Origin of the sequence: Pantoea sp. ICBG 1758, assembly GCF_002928325.1 — a bacterium.
Lineage (GTDB): Bacteria > Pseudomonadota > Gammaproteobacteria > Enterobacterales > Enterobacteriaceae > Pantoea > Pantoea eucrina.
In genome coordinates this window covers 1439787-1459837 of the sequence record NZ_POWL01000001.1, presented here as the reverse complement: position 1 = coordinate 1459837, position 20051 = coordinate 1439787, and the positions used below count along the sequence as shown (strand labels likewise).

The 20051-nt window shown below is 58.3% G+C and carries 16 protein-coding genes and 2 tRNA genes; 12 read left to right on the top strand and 6 right to left on the bottom strand.

What is annotated here, in order from left to right; translation table 11 throughout:
• Window positions 1-87 precede the first annotated feature (87 nt).
• The 8 genes from C1Y41_RS07210 to C1Y41_RS07175 all read left to right on the top strand — a co-directional run bounded on the left by C1Y41_RS07210 (window position 88) and on the right by C1Y41_RS07175 (window position 10925).
• On the top strand, window positions 88-1464 hold the full coding sequence (locus tag C1Y41_RS07210) for an L-serine ammonia-lyase (RefSeq protein WP_039385216.1): 1377 nt from the start codon (window positions 88-90) through the stop codon (window positions 1462-1464).
• A 335-nt stretch (window positions 1465-1799) separates the two neighbouring features.
• Window positions 1800-2948 (top strand): GlxA family transcriptional regulator, encoded by a 1149-nt coding sequence (locus tag C1Y41_RS07205; RefSeq protein WP_039385214.1) that lies wholly within the window; start codon window positions 1800-1802, stop codon window positions 2946-2948.
• Between the two features lie 214 nt (window positions 2949-3162).
• Window positions 3163-4140, top strand: coding sequence for a dipeptidase (locus C1Y41_RS07200; protein ID WP_039385212.1), 978 nt, complete (start codon window positions 3163-3165; stop codon window positions 4138-4140).
• A gap of 37 nt (window positions 4141-4177) precedes the next feature.
• Complete coding sequence (locus C1Y41_RS07195) at window positions 4178-4705, top strand: DUF5943 domain-containing protein (RefSeq protein ID WP_039385210.1); 528 nt, start codon at window positions 4178-4180, stop codon at window positions 4703-4705.
• A gap of 91 nt (window positions 4706-4796) precedes the next feature.
• Window positions 4797-6860 (top strand): dimethylglycine demethylation protein DgcA, encoded by a 2064-nt coding sequence (dgcA, locus tag C1Y41_RS07190; RefSeq protein WP_071667967.1) that lies wholly within the window; start codon window positions 4797-4799, stop codon window positions 6858-6860.
• Window positions 6861-6947: 87 nt separating this feature from the next.
• Complete coding sequence (locus C1Y41_RS07185) at window positions 6948-8906, top strand: (Fe-S)-binding protein (RefSeq protein WP_104085148.1); 1959 nt, start codon at window positions 6948-6950, stop codon at window positions 8904-8906.
• Window positions 8906-10144, top strand: coding sequence for an electron transfer flavoprotein subunit alpha/FixB family protein (locus tag C1Y41_RS07180; RefSeq protein WP_104085147.1), 1239 nt, complete (start codon window positions 8906-8908; stop codon window positions 10142-10144). Before C1Y41_RS07185 ends, C1Y41_RS07180 begins: the two co-directional genes overlap by 1 nt.
• Complete coding sequence (locus C1Y41_RS07175) at window positions 10134-10925, top strand: electron transfer flavoprotein subunit beta (RefSeq protein ID WP_104085146.1); 792 nt, start codon at window positions 10134-10136, stop codon at window positions 10923-10925. Before C1Y41_RS07180 ends, C1Y41_RS07175 begins: the two co-directional genes overlap by 11 nt.
• Before the next feature lie 68 nt (window positions 10926-10993).
• On the opposite strand, the gene C1Y41_RS07170 is transcribed toward C1Y41_RS07175, so the two are convergent.
• The gene (locus C1Y41_RS07170) at window positions 10994-12259 is read right to left on the bottom strand and encodes an aromatic ring-hydroxylating dioxygenase subunit alpha (RefSeq protein ID WP_094111323.1); all 1266 of its coding nucleotides are present in this window, start codon (window positions 12257-12259) and stop codon (window positions 10994-10996) included.
• Between the two features lie 359 nt (window positions 12260-12618).
• Here C1Y41_RS07170 and C1Y41_RS07165 point away from each other — a divergent pair, with 359 nt between their 5' ends.
• The gene (locus C1Y41_RS07165; RefSeq protein WP_276524728.1) at window positions 12619-13746 is read left to right on the top strand and encodes a hybrid-cluster NAD(P)-dependent oxidoreductase; all 1128 of its coding nucleotides are present in this window, start codon (window positions 12619-12621) and stop codon (window positions 13744-13746) included.
• 62 nt (window positions 13747-13808) lie between these two features.
• Here C1Y41_RS07165 and C1Y41_RS07160 read toward each other — a convergent pair.
• Window positions 13809-13884 (bottom strand) — tRNA-Asn (locus C1Y41_RS07160).
• A gap of 273 nt (window positions 13885-14157) precedes the next feature.
• Here C1Y41_RS07160 and C1Y41_RS07155 point away from each other — a divergent pair.
• On the top strand, window positions 14158-15015 hold the full coding sequence (locus C1Y41_RS07155; protein ID WP_071667965.1) for a glucose 1-dehydrogenase: 858 nt from the start codon (window positions 14158-14160) through the stop codon (window positions 15013-15015).
• Between the two features lie 58 nt (window positions 15016-15073).
• On the opposite strand, the gene C1Y41_RS07150 is transcribed toward C1Y41_RS07155, so the two are convergent.
• From C1Y41_RS07150 to C1Y41_RS07140, 3 genes are all read right to left on the bottom strand, one after another.
• A tRNA-Asn gene (locus tag C1Y41_RS07150) sits at window positions 15074-15149 on the bottom strand.
• Window positions 15150-15252: 103 nt separating this feature from the next.
• Window positions 15253-16029 carry a DgsA anti-repressor MtfA gene (gene mtfA / locus C1Y41_RS07145; RefSeq protein ID WP_104085145.1) on the bottom strand — a complete coding sequence of 259 codons (777 nt, stop codon included), beginning with the start codon at window positions 16027-16029 and terminating at the stop codon, window positions 15253-15255.
• A 184-nt stretch (window positions 16030-16213) separates the two neighbouring features.
• Window positions 16214-16903, bottom strand: coding sequence for a hypothetical protein (locus C1Y41_RS07140; protein WP_039385187.1), 690 nt, complete (start codon window positions 16901-16903; stop codon window positions 16214-16216).
• 584 nt (window positions 16904-17487) lie between these two features.
• Between C1Y41_RS07140 and C1Y41_RS07135 the strand changes: the two genes are divergently transcribed.
• Complete coding sequence (locus tag C1Y41_RS07135; protein WP_039385186.1) at window positions 17488-18192, top strand: phosphohydrolase; 705 nt, start codon at window positions 17488-17490, stop codon at window positions 18190-18192.
• A gap of 72 nt (window positions 18193-18264) precedes the next feature.
• Window positions 18265-18519, top strand: coding sequence for a hypothetical protein (locus C1Y41_RS07130; RefSeq protein ID WP_094111324.1), 255 nt, complete (start codon window positions 18265-18267; stop codon window positions 18517-18519).
• 46 nt (window positions 18520-18565) lie between these two features.
• Here C1Y41_RS07130 and dcm read toward each other — a convergent pair whose 3' ends face one another.
• Window positions 18566-19978 carry a DNA (cytosine-5-)-methyltransferase gene (gene dcm, locus C1Y41_RS07125; RefSeq protein ID WP_104085144.1) on the bottom strand — a complete coding sequence of 471 codons (1413 nt, stop codon included), beginning with the start codon at window positions 19976-19978 and terminating at the stop codon, window positions 18566-18568.
• Between the last annotated feature and the right edge of the window lie 73 nt (window positions 19979-20051).

Below are 20051 nucleotides of genomic sequence, written 5' to 3'. Positions count from 1 at the left end.
GCGTCGTTCTCCGGCATCCATCGATTTTTTACGCCATCGATAATGCGGCAGGTAAACACTACATGGCCGTGAGCCCGGGAGAGCAGAATGAGTATTAGCGTCTTCGATTTATTTAAGGTCGGAATTGGCCCCTCCAGTTCGCACACCGTCGGGCCCATGCGCGCGGCGCAGCGCTTTGTTGAGCAGCTGAGCCAGAGTGCCAGGCGGCAGGCGCTCTGCCGCATTAAAATTGAACTGTTTGGCTCGCTGAGCGCAACCGGACGCGGGCACAGCACGGACAAAGCGGTGCTGCTCGGGCTGATGGGGGCCTCACCGGATACCATCGATCCGCACATCATTGACGCCACGGTACAGGCGATCTGTGAAACCGGTTCAGTGACGCTGCCGTGGGGGGAAAACATTGAATTTGACTGGCATCAGGATCTGCTGTTTGTGGATGACGTGCTCGCTTATCACCCGAACGCCATGCGGCTGAACGCCTATTTCCGCACCGGCGACAGCCTCTCGGTGGTCTATTACTCCATCGGCGGCGGCTTTGTGCTGGATGAAGAGGAGGCCACGGCCACTGCACATCTGGTGCCGCAGTGCACGCTGCCCTATGACTTTAACAGCGGAGCGGAGCTGCTGGCCCACTGCCGCGAAAAGGGGCTGCGTATCAGCGCGCTGATGCTGGAAAATGAAAAGGTATGGCGTGACGAAGCGGCGATCCGCAGCGGGCTGGCGCAGATCTGGCAGGTGATGCAGCAGTGTATCGCTAACGGGCTGGCCCAGGAGGGTATCCTGCCGGGCGGCCTGCAGGTGCGCCGTCGTGCGCCAGCGCTCTATCAGTCTCTGCGCCGCGCCTCAGCGGAGAATGTCATCAGCTCGACGCTCTCCGCTATGGACTGGATCAATCTCTATGCGCTGGCGGTCAATGAAGAGAATGCCGCGGGCGGGCGGATGGTGACGGCACCGACCAACGGCGCCGCCGGAATTGTCCCGGCCGTGCTGATGTACTACATGCAGTTTGAACCCCGCGCGCGCGAAGAGGATGTGGTGGACTTTCTGCTGGCGGCGGCCGCGGTCGGGGCGCTGTGCAAAAAGAATGCGTCTATATCCGGCGCTGAGGTGGGCTGTCAGGGCGAGGTCGGCTCCGCCTGTGCCATGGCGGCGGCTGGCCTCACGGACGTGCTGGGCGGCACGCCGGAACAGGTTGAGAACGCGGCGGAAATTGCGCTGGAACACAATCTTGGCCTGACCTGCGATCCGGTGGGCGGGCTGGTGCAGGTGCCCTGTATTGAACGCAACGCGATTGCGGCAATGAAAGCGATTAATGCCGCGCAGATGGCGCTGCGCGGCGATGGTCAGCACTTTATTTCGCTGGATAAAGTGATCCGTACCATGCGCGATACCGGCCGCGATATGCAGGATAAATATAAAGAGACGTCGAAAGGGGGTCTGGCAGTCAACGCGATTGAATGTTAATTCTGTGTAACTAATTGGTTACGACAGCTTATGCGGATCGCCATACGGACAGGCAGTGGACAGTGATGTAAAAGAGTGCAAAATGCGCTGACTTAACCAAAACGGGTCAGCGTCTGCACTGTTTTGAGGCTAAAGGGAGCAGTTCGTGCAGCAATGATCAAATCTGTGAAGCTGAACAAACATTTGTTTCGCTTATGTTAACTGTGTGTCATTTTCCGCAGGGCCATCCTGGTGACGAATGGCATGTCTGTTGCTTACTCTATAGGTGATGGAAAGCGATTGGGGGAGATGCCCCCGGGTAATGTTTCTGTTTAGCCTAATAGAGGTCAGCGCACATGTTCGACACAGACGCAATTTTGAAAAGTCCCTCTACTGATATTAAAAAGCGCAGCGTAGGCTTTTTACTGGTCAATAATTTCACCATGATGGCTCTGGCAACCGCAGTTGAACCTTTACGCATGGCGAACCAGCTAAGCGGCAAGGAACTGTATAGCTGGTGTACCGTCAGTGAAGAGGGTGCGCCCGTTGTGGCAAGTGATGGTATTTCAATTACGCCCGATCATTCGATGGCTAACGTGGCAGCACTGGATGTGCTGATCGTGGTCGGGGGTGTCAACATTACCCGCAGTTATACCAGCCGTCAGGTGAGCTGGCTGCAGAGCATGGCGCGCCGCAAAATCCTGATTGGCGGCATCTGTACCGGACCCTATCTGCTGGCGGAAGCCGGGCTGCTGGATGGGTATCACTGCAGCGCGCACTGGGAGTGCATTGCGTCCATGCAGGAGGCGTACCCCAAAGTCATCTGTACCAACCAGCTGTTTGTGATTGAGCACGATCGCATGACCAGCAGCGGCGGCACCGTGCCGATGGATATGATGCTGACCATGATCCAGCGCCACTTTGGCCACCAGCTCACCGCCGGCATTTCAGAGATGTTTATCTGCGACCGCGTACGCAATGAATCAGACTATCAGCGTATCCCGCTGCGTCACGTGCTCGGCACGGCGCAGCCAAGCCTGGTGGAGGCAGTATCGCTGATGGAGGCCAACATTGAGGAGGCGATCGATCTGGATGAGCTGGCAGGTTACGTCGGCCTGTCGCGCCGTCAGCTGGAGCGGCTGTTTCAGAAATACCTGCGCTGCTCGCCCTCACGTTACTATCTGAAGCTGCGGCTGTTCCGCGCCCGCCAGCTGCTGAAGCAGACCTCCATGTCGATTATTGAAATCGCCCTGGCGTGCGGCTTTGTCTCTACGCCGCACTTCAGCAAATGCTATCGCGAACATCTTGGCGTGCCGCCGCGCGAAGAGCGGCGGGGCGTACACAGTCAGGGAGGCGGCAAGACGCTGACGCAGTTCTTTATGGCGGAAATGCCCGGCCTGACAAACTGGCAGCAGGAGAGCACGGTATCCGCCTCTCTGCGCATCCTGAATGAGGCGCGCTTTGAGCCAACCTTTGGCTCAGTGGCACTGTCAACGGATCTCTGACGCCACCCGCCGCCTGTGATGCGTGCCGGCTGAAAACGCTGCCTTCAGGGCAGCTTTTTTATGTCCGCTCATCGGTTTAAACCATCCGTTCACTTTCCGGGGCTGCGCCAGCTGTCAGGCAAGTGACGTTTTCAGAACAATTCATCCGCAGCGTAAACCCTATTCTGTTTTCATTCGGCCGCACCCGGTTATGAATCAAACCAGAGAGGAAGATATGAACGCTACTGAATTGCACGATTCTGCGATTGTCATCGATGGGCTGGTAATTGCGAAATGGGACAGAGAGCTGTTTGAGGATATGCGCCGCGGCGGGCTGACGGCTGCCAACTGCACGGTCTCCGTCTGGGAAGGGTTTCAGGGCACGGTTAATAATATCGTGGAAATGAATAACCTGATTGCGCAGAACGCCGATCTGGTCACCAAAGTAACCAACACCCGCGATATCCGGCGCGCCAAAGATGAAGGCAAAACCGGCATCCTGATGGGCTTCCAGAACGCGCACGCGTTTGAAGATCAGCTGGGCTACATTCAGGTGTTCAAAGAGCTGGGCGTGGGCGTGGTGCAGATGGCCTATAACACGCAGAATCTGGTCGGCACCGGCTGCTATGAGCGTGATGGCGGCCTCTCCGGTTATGGTCATGAAGTCGTGGCGGAGATGAACCGCGTCGGCATGCTGTGCGACCTTTCGCACGTGGGCGCGCAGACCTCAAAAGAGGTGATCCTCGCGTCGAAAAAACCGGTCTGTTACTCCCACTGCCTTCCCTCTGGCCTGAAAGATCACCCGCGTAATAAATCTGATGAAGAGCTGAAATTTATTGCGGACCACGGCGGATTTGTGGGCGTCACCATGTTTACCCCGTTCCTGAAAAATGGCATTCACTCCACGATTGAAGATTACGTGGAAGCGATCGACTACATCTTCAACCTGGTGGGTGAAGATCAGATCGGCATCGGCACCGACTTCACGCAGGGCCACGGCCAGGCATTTTTCGAGTGGCTGACGCACGACAAGGGCTACGCCCGCCAGCTCACCGACTTCGGCAAAATCATCAACCCGGAAGGCATTCGCACGCTGGGTGAATTCCCGAACTTAACGGCTGCACTGCTGCGCCACGGCTTTACCGAGAAGCAGGTGCGCAAATTTATGGGCGAGAACTGGCTCAACCTGCTGGCAAATGTCTGGCATGAGTGATCGTCTGGCCTGTTCACACCACTAAGCGAGGTAAACCATGGCACATGCGCCTGAAATGCCAATCAGCGTCGATGATGAAACCGGCGTCTGGACCACCGATGCGTTACCGATGTTGTACGTGCCCCGGCACTTCTTCGTGAACAACCATATGGGCATTGAAGAGGAGATTGGCGCTGAACGCTACGCCGCCATCCTCTACAAAGCGGGCTATAAATCGGCCTGGCACTGGTGCGAAAAAGAGGCTGCGCTGCACGGCCTCTCCGGTGACGCCGTATTTGAGCACTACATGAAACGTCTTTCTCAGCGCGGCTGGGGCTTCTTTTCCACCGAAGCGCTCGATCTGAAACAGGGCACGGCGCGGATCCGACTCGATCACTCTGCGTTTGTCTATCAGTACGGCAAGGTCAACCGCAAGGTGGACTACATGTTTACCGGCTGGTTTGCCGGCGCGATGGATCAGATTGCGCAGAGCCTCGGCTACAGCGTGAAAACCCGGGCGGTGCAGACGCAGAGCGCGGCCGAAGAGGGATGTGAGTACGGCATTTTTACCGTTTCGCCAGTATAAAACCGGGTACGCAGCGCCGGCTGCGTACCCTGCACAACAACTGAACCGCAGGCTGGCGGGCCGGATATCAGAACGGAATTAAGGTGAAGCTATGTCACAGTTTGATCTGCTGTTTGAGCCATTGAAGATAAATAAACTGACTATCCGCAACCGTATTGTCAGCACCGCCCACGCCGAGGTGTATGCCACTGACGGCGGGATGACCACCGATCGCTATGTGCGCTATTACGAAGAGAAAGCCAAAGGCGGCTGCGGGCTCTGTATCTGCGGCGGCTCAAGCGTGGTCTCGATCGACAGCCCCCAGAGCTGGTGGAGTTCGGTTAACCTGAGTACCGACCGGATTATTCCCCACTTTCAGAATCTCGCCGATGCCGTGCACCAGCACGGCGGCAAAATCATGATCCAGATTTCCCACATGGGGCGGCGCTCGCGCTGGGATGGCGAGAACTGGCCTAACCTGATGTCACCCTCCGGCATCCGTGAGCCGGTGCACCGCGCCACCTGCAAAACCATTGAGGAAGAGGAGATCTGGCGCGTTATCGGCGACTTCGCTAAAGCGGCGCAGCGCGCCAAAGCGGGTGGTCTCGACGGCGTGGAGCTCTCCGCCGTGCATCAGCATATGATCGACCAGTTCTGGTCACCGCGCGTTAATAAGCGTACCGATGAGTGGGGCGGCAGTTTTGAAAAGCGGATGCGCTTTGGCATTGAGGTGCTGAAAGCGGTGCGTGACGCGGTCGGCCCCGATTTTGTCGTCGGCATGCGCATTACCGGTGATGAGTTTCATCCCGACGGCCTCAGCCATGAAGATATGCGGCAGATCGCCGCGTACTACGATAAAACCGGCATGGTCGATTATTTTGGCGTGGTCGGCTCCGGCTGCGACACCCATAACACGCTGGCGAACGTTATTCCGAATATGAGCTATCCGCCCGAGCCGTTTCTGCATCTGGCGGCGGGTATCAAAGAGGTGGTCACGGTGCCGGTGATCCACGCGCAGAATATTAAAGATCCCAATCAGGCGCAGCGTATCCTCGAAGCGGGCTACGTCGATTTTGTCGGGATGACGCGGGCGCATATCGCCGATCCGCACCTGATCGCCAAGATCAAAATGAATCAGGTCGATCAGATCCGCCAGTGCGTCGGCGCCAACTACTGCATAGACCGGCAATATATGGGGCTGGATGTGCTGTGCATTCAGAACGCGGCCACCTCGCGCGAATATATGGGGCTGCCGCATATCATCACCAAAACCGAAGGGCCGGTGCGCAACGTCGTAGTGATTGGCGGCGGACCGGGCGGGCTGGAGGCAGCGCGCGTGGCGGCAGAGCGCGGGCATAAGGTCACGCTGATTGAGCGCGCCAGCGAGCTGGGCGGGCAGGTTACGATTGCGGCAAAAGCGCCGCAGCGCGATCAGATGGCCGGTATCACGCGCTGGCTGGCGATGGAAACTGAGCGTCTCGGCGTGAAGGTGCTGACTAATACCACGGCGGATATGGCGATGATCCGCGATCTCACCCCCGACGTCTGCATCCTTGCTACCGGCGGAGAGCCCTTCCTGGAGCAGAACCCGGAGTGGGGAGCGGCGGAAGGGCTGGTGGTCTCCAGCTGGGATGTGCTGAACGGCGTGGTGGAGCCCGGCAAAAACGTACTGGTGTATGACGCTATCTGTGAGTTCTCCGGTATGTCCGTCTCCGATTTCCTCGCCGCGCGCGGTGCGCTGGTGGAGCTGGTAACCGGCGATATCAAACCCGGCGTGGGCATTGGCGGCACCACCTTCCCGACCTACTATCGCAGCCTGTATGAAAAAGCGGTGGTGATGACCTCCGATCTGGCGCTGGAGAAGGTCTATCGCGAAGGCGAGAAGCTGGTGGCGGTGCTGGAAAATGAATACACCGGGCAGAAAGAGGAGCGGGTGGTGGATCAGATTGTGGTGGAAAACGGCACCCGTCCTAATGAGGAACTCTACTACGCGCTGAAAGCGGAATCGCGCAACAAGGGGCAGATTGACGTGGAAGCGCTGTTTGATATCCGTCCGCAGCCGGTGCTGGCGCAGGCGGGCAGCGGCATGATCCTGTGGCGGCTCGGCGACTGCGTCTCGCAGCGTAACGTTCACGCCGCGATCTACGACGCGCTGCGTCTCTGCAAGGATCTGTAGCTTCGCCGTCGCTGACGTAAAGCGTGCGGTATCCGGAAGCGGTACCGCACGCCGCATCTAACAGAAATTGTCTGGAAAGGGCACATCATGGTACTTGATCGGATACTCCCCTGGTTACTTCTTGGCGCGGTGATTCTGGCCATCGTGGGTATGGTCAGGCGCGTCCTGCTCTGGCGGCGCGGACAACCGGAACAGGTTGCGCTGCTGAGCGGCCTGATGGCGATGCCTCGCCGCTATCTGGTTGACCTGCATCACGTGGTGGCGCGTGATAAATATATGTCGCGCAGCCATGTGGCCACCGCCGGCGGCTTTGTGCTGTCGATGCTGCTGATCCTCGTGGTTCATCTGGCGGGCGTCAGCGGCACGCTGGTGGATGGCGTGCTGGCGGGCGCGCTGCTGGTGATGTTCAGCGGCGCGCTGTTTATCTGGTATCGCCGTCGCAATCCGCCAGCCCGTCTTTCACGCGGGCCGTGGATGCGGCTGCCAAAGAGCCTGCTGGTGTTTGCGGCAACGTTCTTTATCACCACGCTGCCGGTCTCCGAGCTGTTTGGTGAAGCGGGGCGCTGGGTGATGGCGGCACTGCTGCTGGCAGGCATCTGCTGGGGGCTAGGCGAGATGCTGTTTGGCATGGCGTGGGGCGGGCCGATGAAACACGCATTCGCCGGTGCGCTGCATCTTGCCTTTCATCGTCGTCCCGCCCGCTTTGGCGGCGGCCGATCCGTGGGCCTGAAGCCGGTGGATCTGGCTGCCCCAACGCTCGGCGTTGAAAAACCGGCCGATTTCAAATGGAACCAGCTGCTGGGCTTTGACGCCTGCGTGCAGTGCGGCAAGTGTGAAGCGATGTGCCCGGCGTTTGCGGCGGGTCAGCCGCTCAATCCCAAAAAGCTGATTCAGGATATGGTTATCGGGATGGCGGGCGGCAGCGACGCGCGCTTTGCCGGCAGCCCCTATCCGGGCGTGCCGGTGGGCGAAGCGTGCGGAGCGCCGCATCAGCCGATTGTCGGAGGGCTGATCAAAGAAGAGACGCTCTGGTCCTGCACCACCTGCCGCGCCTGCGTGGAGGAGTGTCCGATGATGATTGAGCATGTCGATGCCATTGTGGACATGCGCCGCTTTATGACGCTGGAGAAGGGGCAAACGCCCGGCAAAGGCGCGGAGGTGCTGGATAACCTCAGCCAGACAGATAATCCTGGCGGCTTTAACCCGCGCAGCCGCACGCACTGGTCAGCCGATCAGAACCTGCCGCTGATGCGGGATGTCGGGCAGGCCGACGTGCTGTTCTGGGTCTCCGACGGGGCGTTTGATATGCGCAGCCAGCGTATTCTGCGCGCGTTTGTCAAAGTGCTCAGGGCCGCCGGCGTAAACTTTGCGGTGCTGGGCGATGAGGAGCTCGATAGCGGAGACGTGGCGCGACGCCTGGGTGATGACGCCACGTTTCAGCGGCTGGCGCGCAGCAATATCGCCACGCTGCAAAAATATCGTTTTAACCGCATCGTGACCACCGATCCGCACGCCTTTCACTGCCTGAAAAATGAGTATCCCGATTTCTACCCGGCAGACACGCAGCCTGACTATGAGGTGCTGCATCACACCACCTTTATTAATGAGCTGGTTAAGGCGCAGCTGCTGGATCTGAAAGATTACAAAGGCGGCAGCGTGACCTGGCACGATCCCTGCTACCTCGGCCGCTACAACGGTGAATATGCATCACCGCGTGAACTGCTGGCGGAGCTGGGGATCAAACTCAGCGAAATGGACCGCTCCGGTTTCCGCTCACGCTGCTGCGGCGGCGGTGGCGGTGCGCCGATTACGGATATTCCGGGGGAGCGGCGCATCGCTGACATGCGGATGGAGGATGCAAAACAGACCGGCGCAGAGCTGATTGCCGTTGGCTGCCAGCAGTGTACCGCGATGCTGGAAGGTGTCGTCGGGCCGCGTCCGGAGGTCAAAGATATCGCTGAACTGGTGGCGGAAGCCCTCAGCGAACCGAAAAAACCGCTGCCGGCGAAGCTGCGCGAGCGCCAAATTGCTGTGGAGGTGATCTGATGGAAACCCCTGTACGCCGCGATCCGCGTCTTGAGTGGATTGCCCGCAACCGGCTGCATCCGCAGCATGCAGAGCTGATGCAGCCGGTGCAGGAGAGCCGCGGCCCGTCCGGGCTGCTGCGTAAAAATCCGCACGCCGTCGGCTTTACCGGACCCAACGGACTGAAGCGCATCGATCGCGAGAACGTTAACGCGTTTTCCCAGCTCTCCGGCCGGCGCAGCGCCGGCACGCCGCACGTCGCTGAGCTGCCGCTGCACCGCGTGGCGCAGCCGGATTACTGCGTGGCGGCGGTGCTGGATATGACCGGCGGCCGCCTGACCAGCCACGATCGCGACGTGCTGGGGCAGGCGCACCAGCTGGTGCGTGATGCTGGCGGTGCAGGCGTGGTCGTGGCCGTGGTATTTGGTGAGCATCGTGAAGAGAGCTTTGCCACCGCGGGCGCTGACCGGCTGCTCCACTTCAGCGGCGAACGCTATGAGGGTTACAGCCCGGAGCAGCGCATCCATGCGCTGATGGCGGCAGAAAACGAACTGGCACCGCGCTTCTGGCTGTTTCCGGACAGTGTTGCCGGAGGCTTTGAGCTGGGCTGTCGCTTTGCCGCACGCTGTGGGGAGCGACCCGCCACGCAGGTGTGGCGCATAGAGGGCGACAGCTGTATCAGCCGGGCGGCGGGCGGCAGCGCCGATATTACGCGTCCGGTTGCGCGCGTCATGCTGCTGACCGCAGAGTGCGCCGATCCGGTGGATGAGACCCGCCATGAAGCGCTGCCGGTGAGCGTCGGGCTGCGAAGCATTGGCGCTGCGCGCATTACCGACTGCGGACTGATGCCGGTCGATCCGGCAGCGGTGCCGCTGGGCGAGGCGGAGTTTATTTTGTCTGCCGGTAACGGCGTCAGCGACTGGGCGCAGTTTCACGCTACCGCAGAGAGTCTGGGAGCGACCGAAGGCGCCAGCCGCGTGGCCGTGGATAATGGCCATATGCCGCGTTTCCGGCAGGTGGGTGCTACCGGCACCTGGGTGACGGCGCGGGTCTATCTGGCGGTGGGCATCTCCGGCGCGGTGCAGCATCTGCAGGGGATTGCGCAGTGCGACCGGGTGATCGCCATTAATACCGATCCCGGCTGCGATATGGTCAGCCGCGCGTCGCTGAGCGTGATTGGCGACAGCGATGCGATCCTGGCTGAACTGGCGCGTCTGGCGCGCGCCTGGCGTAATAAGGAGCTTAACCATGCAGCATAAAGCACACCACAGCGGCTGCCGCATTACGGCGCTGATATCCGTCGGACTCCATCCCGAGTCGGGCAGGGCACGCCGCGCCGGGCAGGATGCGCGTGCGGTAGAGATGGGGCTGGCGCTGGCTTCCGGCGATCTGGAGCTTCTTCACGCCGGCGATCCGCACAACGCGGCGCTGCGCAGCTATGCGGGCATGGGCGTTGAGACGCTGCGCGTGCTGCCGATGACGGAGCAGGGCGATGCGGTGGCGGTGCTGAGTCACTATCTTAAGCAGGATCACCCGGATGTGATCCTCACCGGCGGCCGGGCGGAGCGCGGCGAGTCATCCGGTATGCTGCCTTTTCTGCTGGCAGAAGCGCTGGAGATCCCGGTTGTGGTCGGCGTGGCGGAGATTGTCAGCCTGAACGGCACCGATGCTGAAGTGCTGCAGGCGCTGCCGCGCGGTCAGCGGCGTCTGCTGCGTGTGGCGCTGCCGTTTATCGCCAGCGTGGACATGGCCGCCGCCGCGCCGCGCCAGAGCGCGTTTGGCCCGGCAAACCGGGCAGAGATCACCACCGCTGCGGGCGTGGACGTGCCGGATACAGCGATGGCAGCCTGGGAGATAGCGCCGGCGCGTAAGCGGCCGAAGCGCCTGAAAAAAGTAAAAGCGAAAACGGCGGCGGATCGCTTTAAAGCGGCCACGGCGAAGTCACAGAATGAAGGTGGCAAAGTGCTGCAGAATAAACCGGTGAATGAGATGGCGCAGGCGGTCTTTGATCTGCTGCTGGAGGAGGGCGTGATCCGCTAGCTGCGTGCCTGAACGATAAAAAACCCGGCTGGCGGTTAACGACGCCAGCCGGGTTTTCTGTTATCAGGTCAGCCTTTTACGTTTTTAAGCACGGTTTCACTGTACCAGTCGATAAAATTAATCACGCCAAACTCATAGGTTTCTGAATAGGGGCCTGGCTGATAGCCAATGGAGTTGATGCCGCGCTGATTCTCTTCGCCCAGAACGCGATCCTGCTCGTTGGTGGCGTCCCAGACGGTGCGCAGACGCTCCGGATCGTAATCGATACCGGCCACCGCGTCTTTATGCACAAACCATTTTGTCGTTACCATCGTCTCCTGTGCGGAGATTGGCAGCACGCGGAACACGATAAAGTGATCGCTTTGCATATGGTTCCACGAGTTGGGCAGGTGCAGAATACGCATCGATCCCTGATAGTGGCTGGTAAAACGGCCCAGCAGCCGGGTGCAGCCCTCACGACCATCAATGGTCATGACTTTGGTGCCCTCTTTCAGCGGCATACGCACAATCCGGTTGCGCAGACCAAAGCTCTGATGGCGATGCGGAATACCCTGCTCATCCCACAGCGCCGCCTGCTTGTTGTAGTAGTCATGGAAACTCTGCGGCGCGCGCGGATCGTTGGTGTCGTCCCACTCCAGCAGGCTGTTCAGCAGTTCCGGATGGCTGCCGGCGCAGTGGTAGCACTCGCGGTTATTCTCCAGCACCAGTTTCCAGTTGGCTTTTTCATACATATGGGACTCTGCCGCCAGCTTGGTGTTGTCCACATCATAGGGTTCCATATACTCCGCCAGCGTGGCCAGAAACTCATCGAAGTCAGACTCCGGCGGCGTCTCTGCGAGGCAGATAAAGATAAACCCGCCGGCGGTTTTACAGTGCGCTTTTTTCAGGCCGTGCTGCTTCATGTCAAATGACTGATTCATCTCTGAACCGGCGAAGAGCAGGTTGCCCTTTAAATCGTACGTCCACTGGTGGTAGGGACAGACCAGATTGGCCACCTTGCCGCGCTCCTTCGAGCAGAGGCGCGAGCCGCGATGGCGACAGGTGTTGTGAAAAGCGTTGATGTTGCCCTCTGCATCGCGCAGAACCAGCACCGGGTTCTGTCCGACCTCAAGCGTAAAGTAGTCACCCTTTTTCGGGATTTCGCTGCTCATGCCGGCAAACAGCCACTCCTTCTGAAACACCTCCTCCATATCAATGCGAAACAGAGTCGGGTCATTATAGAGCGCCTGCGGCAGCGAATAGTTGGGCTGGCGTTTTTCGAGCAGATCCTGCATGCGGTCGCTCGCATCGACAAGGCTTGTACAGGTGATATTCAGCAGATCGTTGTGGCTCATAATGTTGCTCTTCTCGCGCAGTTGAAAAGGGAGTGGTTCGCGCCCGACAGGCGCAGCCGGATATCAACAAAACCGGACTTCCGCGTTACCGGAAGCCCATAAGATCGCTACGGATTACAGACATGCTGCACCGGTCCGGCGCCCGTCAATGTTCTGCCAGCGACATAAATCCCCTCTATTAAAGACGCGCGTGCAGAATTTCCTGCGGATGTGGTTTTTTCAGGCATTTCCGTGTCGCGCATAACTAAATGCTGTGGCGGGGTTACACGGAGAATCGCAGTTTCTGGCTCAAAAGCCTGTGGTTATCCATGCGTCGATACAGGCAATTGATCACTCCAATCCTGACGGGAATGAAATGTATGACAGAGAGAAATATCACGGTACTGAATACCAATGCTTTTGAGCCTGTCACCACGCAGACCTGGACCAATGGCCGTCATGCGGTGCGGTGCGTTAAGGTCATACAGGAAACCTGGGACGTGAAAACCTTCTGCTTTATGGCGGAGCAGCCGGTGATGTTCTTCTTTAAGCCGGGGCAGTTTGTCACGCTGGAGCTGATGATTGAGGAGCAGACCGTGTTTCGCTCCTACACCATCTCCAGCTCTCCCTCGGTGCCGTATAGCTTTTCGATCACGGTAAAACAGGTGCCGGGCGGCGTGGTATCTAACTGGCTGCACGCGAATATGCGCGAAGGCATGGATCTGGCGGTGCACGGCCCGGTAGGGCAGTTTAACTGCATCGATTATCCCGGCGATAAGGCGCTGTTTCTCTCCGGCGGCGTTGGCATTACGCCGATGATGTCGATGGCGCGCTGGTATTTTGACACTAACGCTGATGTAGACATGGTGTTTGTGCACAGCGCCCGCACGCCGGAAGATATTATTTTCCGCCGCGATCTGGAGAATATGACGGCGCGTATTCCTAACTTCAAACTGAGCATCATCTGCGAACGCTATGAATCAGGACAATACTGGGCAGGCTTTCGCGGCTTTCTGAACCACGCCATGCTGCAGATGATCGCGCCTGATTTTATGGAGCGGGAGATCTTCTGCTGCGGACCGACGCCCTATATGCGCGCGGTGAAAGCGATTCTGGAAAACGTCGGCTACGATATGGCGCACTACCATGAAGAGTCGTTTGGTGCCACGCCGGAGGTGGTACAGGAGCAGGTGGTGCAGGAGGCGGAAGAGGCGGCCGAACTGGCCGACGCACTCTGCAGTTCCGAGCTGCTGACCGTGGCGTTTACGCAGAGTGATAAGAGCGTGAAAATTGCGCCGGGTGAAACCGTTCACGCCGCCGCTGCCAAGCTGGGCCTGCATATCCCGAAAGCGTGCGGCATGGGGATCTGCGGCACCTGCAAGGTGAAGTGCCTGGAAGGTGAGGTTGAGATGAACCACAACGGCGGCATTACCGACGAGGATGCCGAAGAGGGCTATATCCTCTCCTGCTGCAGCGTGCCGAAAGGCAATGTGGTCGTGGAATTCTGACCCGCCGCGCACCGCCGGAAAGCAAAAAGCCAGATGTCAGCTGACATCTGGCTTTTTTAATCTGGCTCCTCTGACTGGACTCGAACCAGTGACATACGGATTAACAGTCCGCCGTTCTACCGACTGAACTACAGAGGAATTGTGTTTCGGCGCGCATAATAATCAACTCTCCTGCGGCTGTCAAAACGTGATTTAGCGCCCGCCGGTTGTTTGCTGCTTCCTGCAGCAACCTGCTGATTTTGTCAGCATCTGCCGCTGCCTGACACCCTGCGAAAAGGCCGTTTTTTGCAGAAATAGACTTATCTCTCAAGCCGTTACGCTTATCACTCCGCCTTGCATTCTGGTTATGGCTGCTACACTTGATGCTGTTCACCTGAGCCAGATTACCCTTCGCTGAAAAAGGAGCGCGTTATGACCGATCGTCCAGAAAATCCGCAGCAGGCGCAGCAGCAGCAGTGGCCCGGCAGCTTTCGCGAGATGCAGCCGGTGCCCGATCACGGCGAAACCAGCTATCAGGGCAGCGGCCGGCTGAAAGGCAAAACAGCGATTATCACCGGCGGCGACTCCGGTATTGGCCGCGCAGTGGCCATCGCTTACGCCCGTGAAGGCGCCGACGTGGTCATCTCCTACCTGGATGAACATGAAGATGCAAAAGATACCGCGCAGCTGGTGGAAGCCGCCGGGCAGCAGGCTCTGCTGATCGCGGGCGATATTATGCAGGCGGAACACTGCCGCAGCATCGTGGCGCAGACGGCGGACCGTTTTGGCAAAATTGATATTGTAGTCAACAACGCCGCTTTCCAGATGACGCGCGACTCGTTGGATGAGATTGATGATGATGAGTTTGACCGCACGATGAAAACCAATCTCTATGCGATGTTCTACATCTGTAAAGCCGCGGTACCGCATATGCCAGCCGGCAGCTCCATTATTAACACCGCGTCAGTCAACGCCGATCAGCCAAAACCAAAACTGATTGCCTACTCGGCCACCAAAGCCGCCATCATTAACTTTTCCGGCAGCCTTGCCGCGCTGCTGGCGGATAAGGGCATTCGTGCCAACGCGGTCGCACCGGGACCTATCTGGACGCCGCTGATCCCGGCCACTATGCCGCCGCAGCAGGTCGAAAGTTTTGGCAGCCAGGTGCCGCTGCAGCGTATGGGGCAGCCCGCTGAGCTGGCCTCTTCTTATGTCATGCTGGCCAGCGACGAAGCCAGCTATATCTCAGGGGCAACCATTGCCGTAACCGGCGGGGTAGCGGTGATTTAACGCCGGCGCAGACAGCAAAAAGCCCGCTCAGGTTTCCCTGAGCGGGCTTTTCTAATTCTGGCTCCTCTGACTGGACTCGAACCAGTGACATACGGATTAACAGTCCGCCGTTCTACCGACTGAACTACAGAGGAATCGTGTGAACGAGGCGAATAGTAGTGGCCCCGGACGAGCCTGTCAACAGCTTAAAACACAATTGCATTCAACTGGCTAGCAAAGATACAGCCCGCGCAGGGATCAGGCAGATTCCGCCGCCAGCGTCGCAAGCCGGGCAGCAGGATCCTGACGGTAAAACAGCTGCAGGTGACGATACATCGCCGGAAAGCGCTGAAGGAGCAGGTCGGGCGCAGTGAAGAAATATTCTGACAGCACAGCAAAACATTCGGCCGGATCGCTGGCTGCGTAAGGATCAAAGGTCGCGGCCTCTTCACCCGCGAGTGCCACTTCATCGTCAATTTCCTGCATCACCTGCAGCAAATCTTTCTCCCAGCCAGCGACCTCGCGCAGCGGAATAGCGGGGATGCCGCTGGTGTAGCCGCTGCCGCGCGCGTCCAGCTTGTGCGCCACTTCATGGATCACCAGGTTATAGCCTGAGAGATCGAACGCGTCGGAAATATCCAGCGCGTTGAGCACCACCGGCCCCTGCGTCCAGCTCTGCCCGGCGTGTACAGCGGGCGACTGATGCACCAGCCCGCTCTCATCTTCCCAGCGGTCATCAACCGTAAAGGGTTCAGGATAGATAAGCACGTCGTGAAAGCCATCCAGCCACTCCACGCCCAGCTTCAGCACCGGCAGGCAAAACAGCAGCGCCAGACGGGCGCTGTGCAGCGCATCCAGTTCAGTGCCCTGCAGCAGGACAAATTTTTTCTGCTGCAGAAAGCGCTGCGCCATGCCGATCAGAACGGCGTGCTCGTCATGATTAAGCAGTGAAAACACAGGCTGCCGCAGCGCCTGCGTCCAGGACAGTTCAGCGACAGCATCGGATTTATGCGCGTTCCGGGACCATTTAAACATCGCAGCGCCTGTAAAAGGAGAGAAGGAGTGCCGACGGGACAGAATGTGCCAGACGTCAAACCCGTTATTCAACCTGTTAGCCGGGACGGTGTCTGTGATTGCGCTTGCAAAGTGAAAAGCAAAAAAAAGCGGGGCGGGGCGTAAGCGCCTCTTCCGGTGGGCAGAAGAGGCGCAGGGCGCATGCTCAGAGCGATCGGCTTTCGCGCAGAACGCGCTCAAATTCAATGACCCAGACCCAGGGGTTAACCTCCCAGCTGGTCGCGCCATACTGTTTTTGCCACGCTTTGCGATACGCCTCTTTGGGCGACTCTGAATTCATATTCATGGTAAAGAAGTTGTTCAGGAAGTGCGAGTCCGTCTGAACGCCCTCTGCCATGATGTCATCCTCGCTGATATCCTGGATTTTTTCAGCCCGGATCGCGGTGATGGTCAGATCGATGCGGCTTGCCCAGCGCGGCATGTGAATGGCCGTCTGCCAGCCAAACTGCTCCGCGTCCTGCAGATCGTCCTCCAGCTGACCAAACTCGTTGCTGTCAGCACGATACTGGCAGAAGTCGGGATGGCGAAATAGCTGGGGATCGCGATCGTACTCTGCCAGTTGCGCTTCCGGCACAATCGGGCCGCGCCAGGTTTCGCGCACCCACAGGCGATCGCCAACCTGCCCGAAGGGACAGTGCGCGCTGATATCGGACATCGACATCAGTTTGTAGCCGTGAAGATGATTCGCACTGACATCAAACGCATGAACGCCTTCATGGTGGTCCTGTCCTGGACCAAATGCCTGCGTTTTCATAATGCGTCGGGTCTGTGTTTGCTGGCCAACCAGCAGGGCGCGAACCCGCTGTTCGGAAAAAAGAATCGGCCGTTCTTTCATTTTTTACCTCTTGTTATATCACGAACCCGGAAAGCGTTGACGTTACATCCTGTACAGGACGAGACCCTTAGCATAAAGGTTTCAAACAAATTTGCTTAATAATTTGTCACCTGATAATCAGGCGTTCCCTTCCTGTTCCGGTATTAAAAAAACATCCAGGCAAAAAGTGGGGTGCAGATCGCTTAACGTACCGGCGAAATGCGGAAATTTCCCCTATACAGTACGTTATAACGGCCAAAATAGAAATATTTTCAGACTATTTCACCTTTTTCTCCGCTAATAACTGGCTATCTGTCAGCGAGGAGTGACCGCTTAAATTCCCCGCGCACTGGCATCGCGGTTAAGCGCGACACATAAACTATGTTAACTAAATCTGACGATAGTGAAACGTCATAAGGAAAAGCTGAAAACAAAAAGGCTACTGGGCAAGCGGGCTTAACAACGCTATAACATGATCGGGATCGCAGATTTTTCCCTCTCACCCCAAAAATGCTGTAAGAAAAGTGTCATGACCTGCCCGCTAAGATAGGGCTGAGTCTGAAGAGCTCCCGCCGCGCACCACATGTCATAACAGGAGAAGCATCATGTCCATTACACACTGGCAACAACGTTATGAGCACTGGCTGCGGCTGAACTGGCAGCATGACGATAAGGCGCACGACACAGGGCATCTGCGTCGGGTCTGGATGAGCGCGGCGCGTATCATGCAGGAGACGCCTGCCGATGCCATGGTGGTACTGACCGCCAGCTACTTTCACGACGTGGTGAATCTGCCGAAGAACCATCCGCAGCGTCATCTTGCCTCTACGTTTGCCGCTGAAGAGACGCGCCGTATTCTGCAGCAGGATTTTCCCGATTTTCCCGCTGAACTTATAGATAGCGTGGCGCACGCGGTGCAGGCGCACAGTTTTAGTGCTGCCATTACGCCGCTGACCGCAGAAGCAAAAATTGTGCAGGATGCCGATCGTCTGGAGTCGCTGGGGGCTATCGGACTGGCACGCGTATTCTATACGGCTGGCGCACTGGGCCGGCCGCTGTTTGACAGTGACGATCCGCTGGGGCGCGATCGCGAGCTCGACGATGTGAAGTGGACGCTGGATCACTTTCAGAAAAAGCTGCTGCGCCTGCCTGAAACCATGCAGACGGCAGCGGGACGTCGTCTGGCTGAATATAACGCCGATTTTCTGGTGCACTATATGGCCAAACTCTGTGCGGAGCTACAGGGGAACCTGGCGGGGGTTGATGAATCCGTGCTGCGCGACTTCTGCTGCACGTTACAAGAATATTAAATTTTCATGACAGGCTGTTAACTGTCCTCATCTTCCGCTACGTTTGTGAAAAAAATAGCAGGGAGTGTGGAAATGACTGAAACCGTGAACATTACGATTAAAATTGATCCGGCACTGAAAGAGGAGATTAAGCAGCTGGCTGCTGACAATCAGCTTTCAATGAGTCAGGAGATTGTTAACCGGCTGCAGGCGAGCCTGCAGAGTGCCCCGCAGCAGGAGACGGCGGTAGATAATCTGCACTCCGATGAGACGCCGGACGACCGGTTAAGCGCTACGGAACTGCGCCAGATCCGTGCGCTACTGAAAAAGAGCAAGAAGAAGAAGTAGTCTCTGCCACCCGCCGCCCGGCGGGTGAGCTATTTCTTATGCGCGATCAGCTATCAGCCTGCTCTGGCGCGTTCAGCCTGTAGTATTCAATCAGCGGCAGCAGTAATTTCGCTACCGCAGCAAATACCGGCACCACCACGGAATTGCCAAACTGACGATAGGCCTGGGTATCGGAGACCGGGATGCGGAACCGCGCTTCACCCGGCGCTTCAAACCCCATCAGGCGCGCGCACTCGCGCGGGCTCAGCCGGCGCGGTCGCCGCGCCATGTTCTCAGCAGCGGTAAAGTTCTGTTCACCCAGCGCGCGATCCCAGCCGCGATCGATCAGGATCTCCGAGCCATCTTTGTAGTAGCGCGCTGAAAGCGTGCGCACGCAGCAGTGCGGATTCTGCGGATCGTTCAGGCCAAAGCCAAAGCCGTTGCCTTTCGCCTTGTGCTTTTGCGCATAGCGATAGAGGTAGTGCCAGAGCGTTGGCGACAGGGTATATTTTTCACCCGGATCTGCGTCCAGCAAACTCTGCAGTGGCGGCACCTGCGGCGGATAGAGCGCCGGCAACGCGCGCAGTGAAAAGGGCTGCTTAACGCCGCTATCGCGCCGGATGCCCACCAGCACAATGCGCTCACGGTGCTGCGGCAGAAAATAGCGCGCGTCGATCACTTTGGCGTCCGGTGTGCCTTTATCATCCGCATCCGCCACGTCATAACCCAGCTCATCCAGCGTTGCCATAATAATGGCGAAGGTGCGGCCCTTATCGTGGCTCTTCAGATTCTTGACATTTTCCAGCACAAAAAACGCGGGCTTTTTAGCCGCGAGAATGCGCGCCACGTCAAAAAACAGCGTGCCCTGCGCCTCACACTCAAAGCCGTGCGCCCGGCCGAGCGCGTTCTTTTTACTGACGCCCGCCAGTGAAAAAGGCTGACAGGGAAAGCCGGCCAGCAGCACCTGGTGATCGGGGATAGCGCGATCGATATGCTGATAGATAGCCGCCTCCTCAGTGAGGCCGGCTGGCTGCGTGACGAGACGAATATCGGTATTGAACCGGTGGCGCAGCGGATCGCAGTAGTGGTTCGCTTTATAGGTGCGGACCGCCTCTTTATTCCATTCGCTGGTAAAAACGCACTCGCCGCCGGCCTGCTCAAAGCCGCGCCGGATGCCGCCGATACCGGCAAAGAGATCGATAAACTGAAAGGCGGGCCTCTCATAGTGGGCCGGTCGCGATGGCAGCAGGGCGCGCAGGCTGGCGATCTCAGACGGCAGCAGCATTGCCGACGCGGCTTTGCCACTGCGCAGACGGTTCAGCTTCGCCACGCTCCAGTGGCCTGTGCCGGCGGCGTTGAGGGTCTGCATCACATCGCGCGCCGCGTAGATATCCAGTACCTGCAGTAACAGCGCTAAATCATCCTGCGCAGCGGTTAATGAAGAGGGGGTAGCCGGTGCGGCGGGATCGGGAGCGAGCATGCGTTTTTCCTTAACAGTTGAACGGCTATGCTACCACTCATCTGTCAGGGTTGAAATTAGCGCGTCGTGTGGC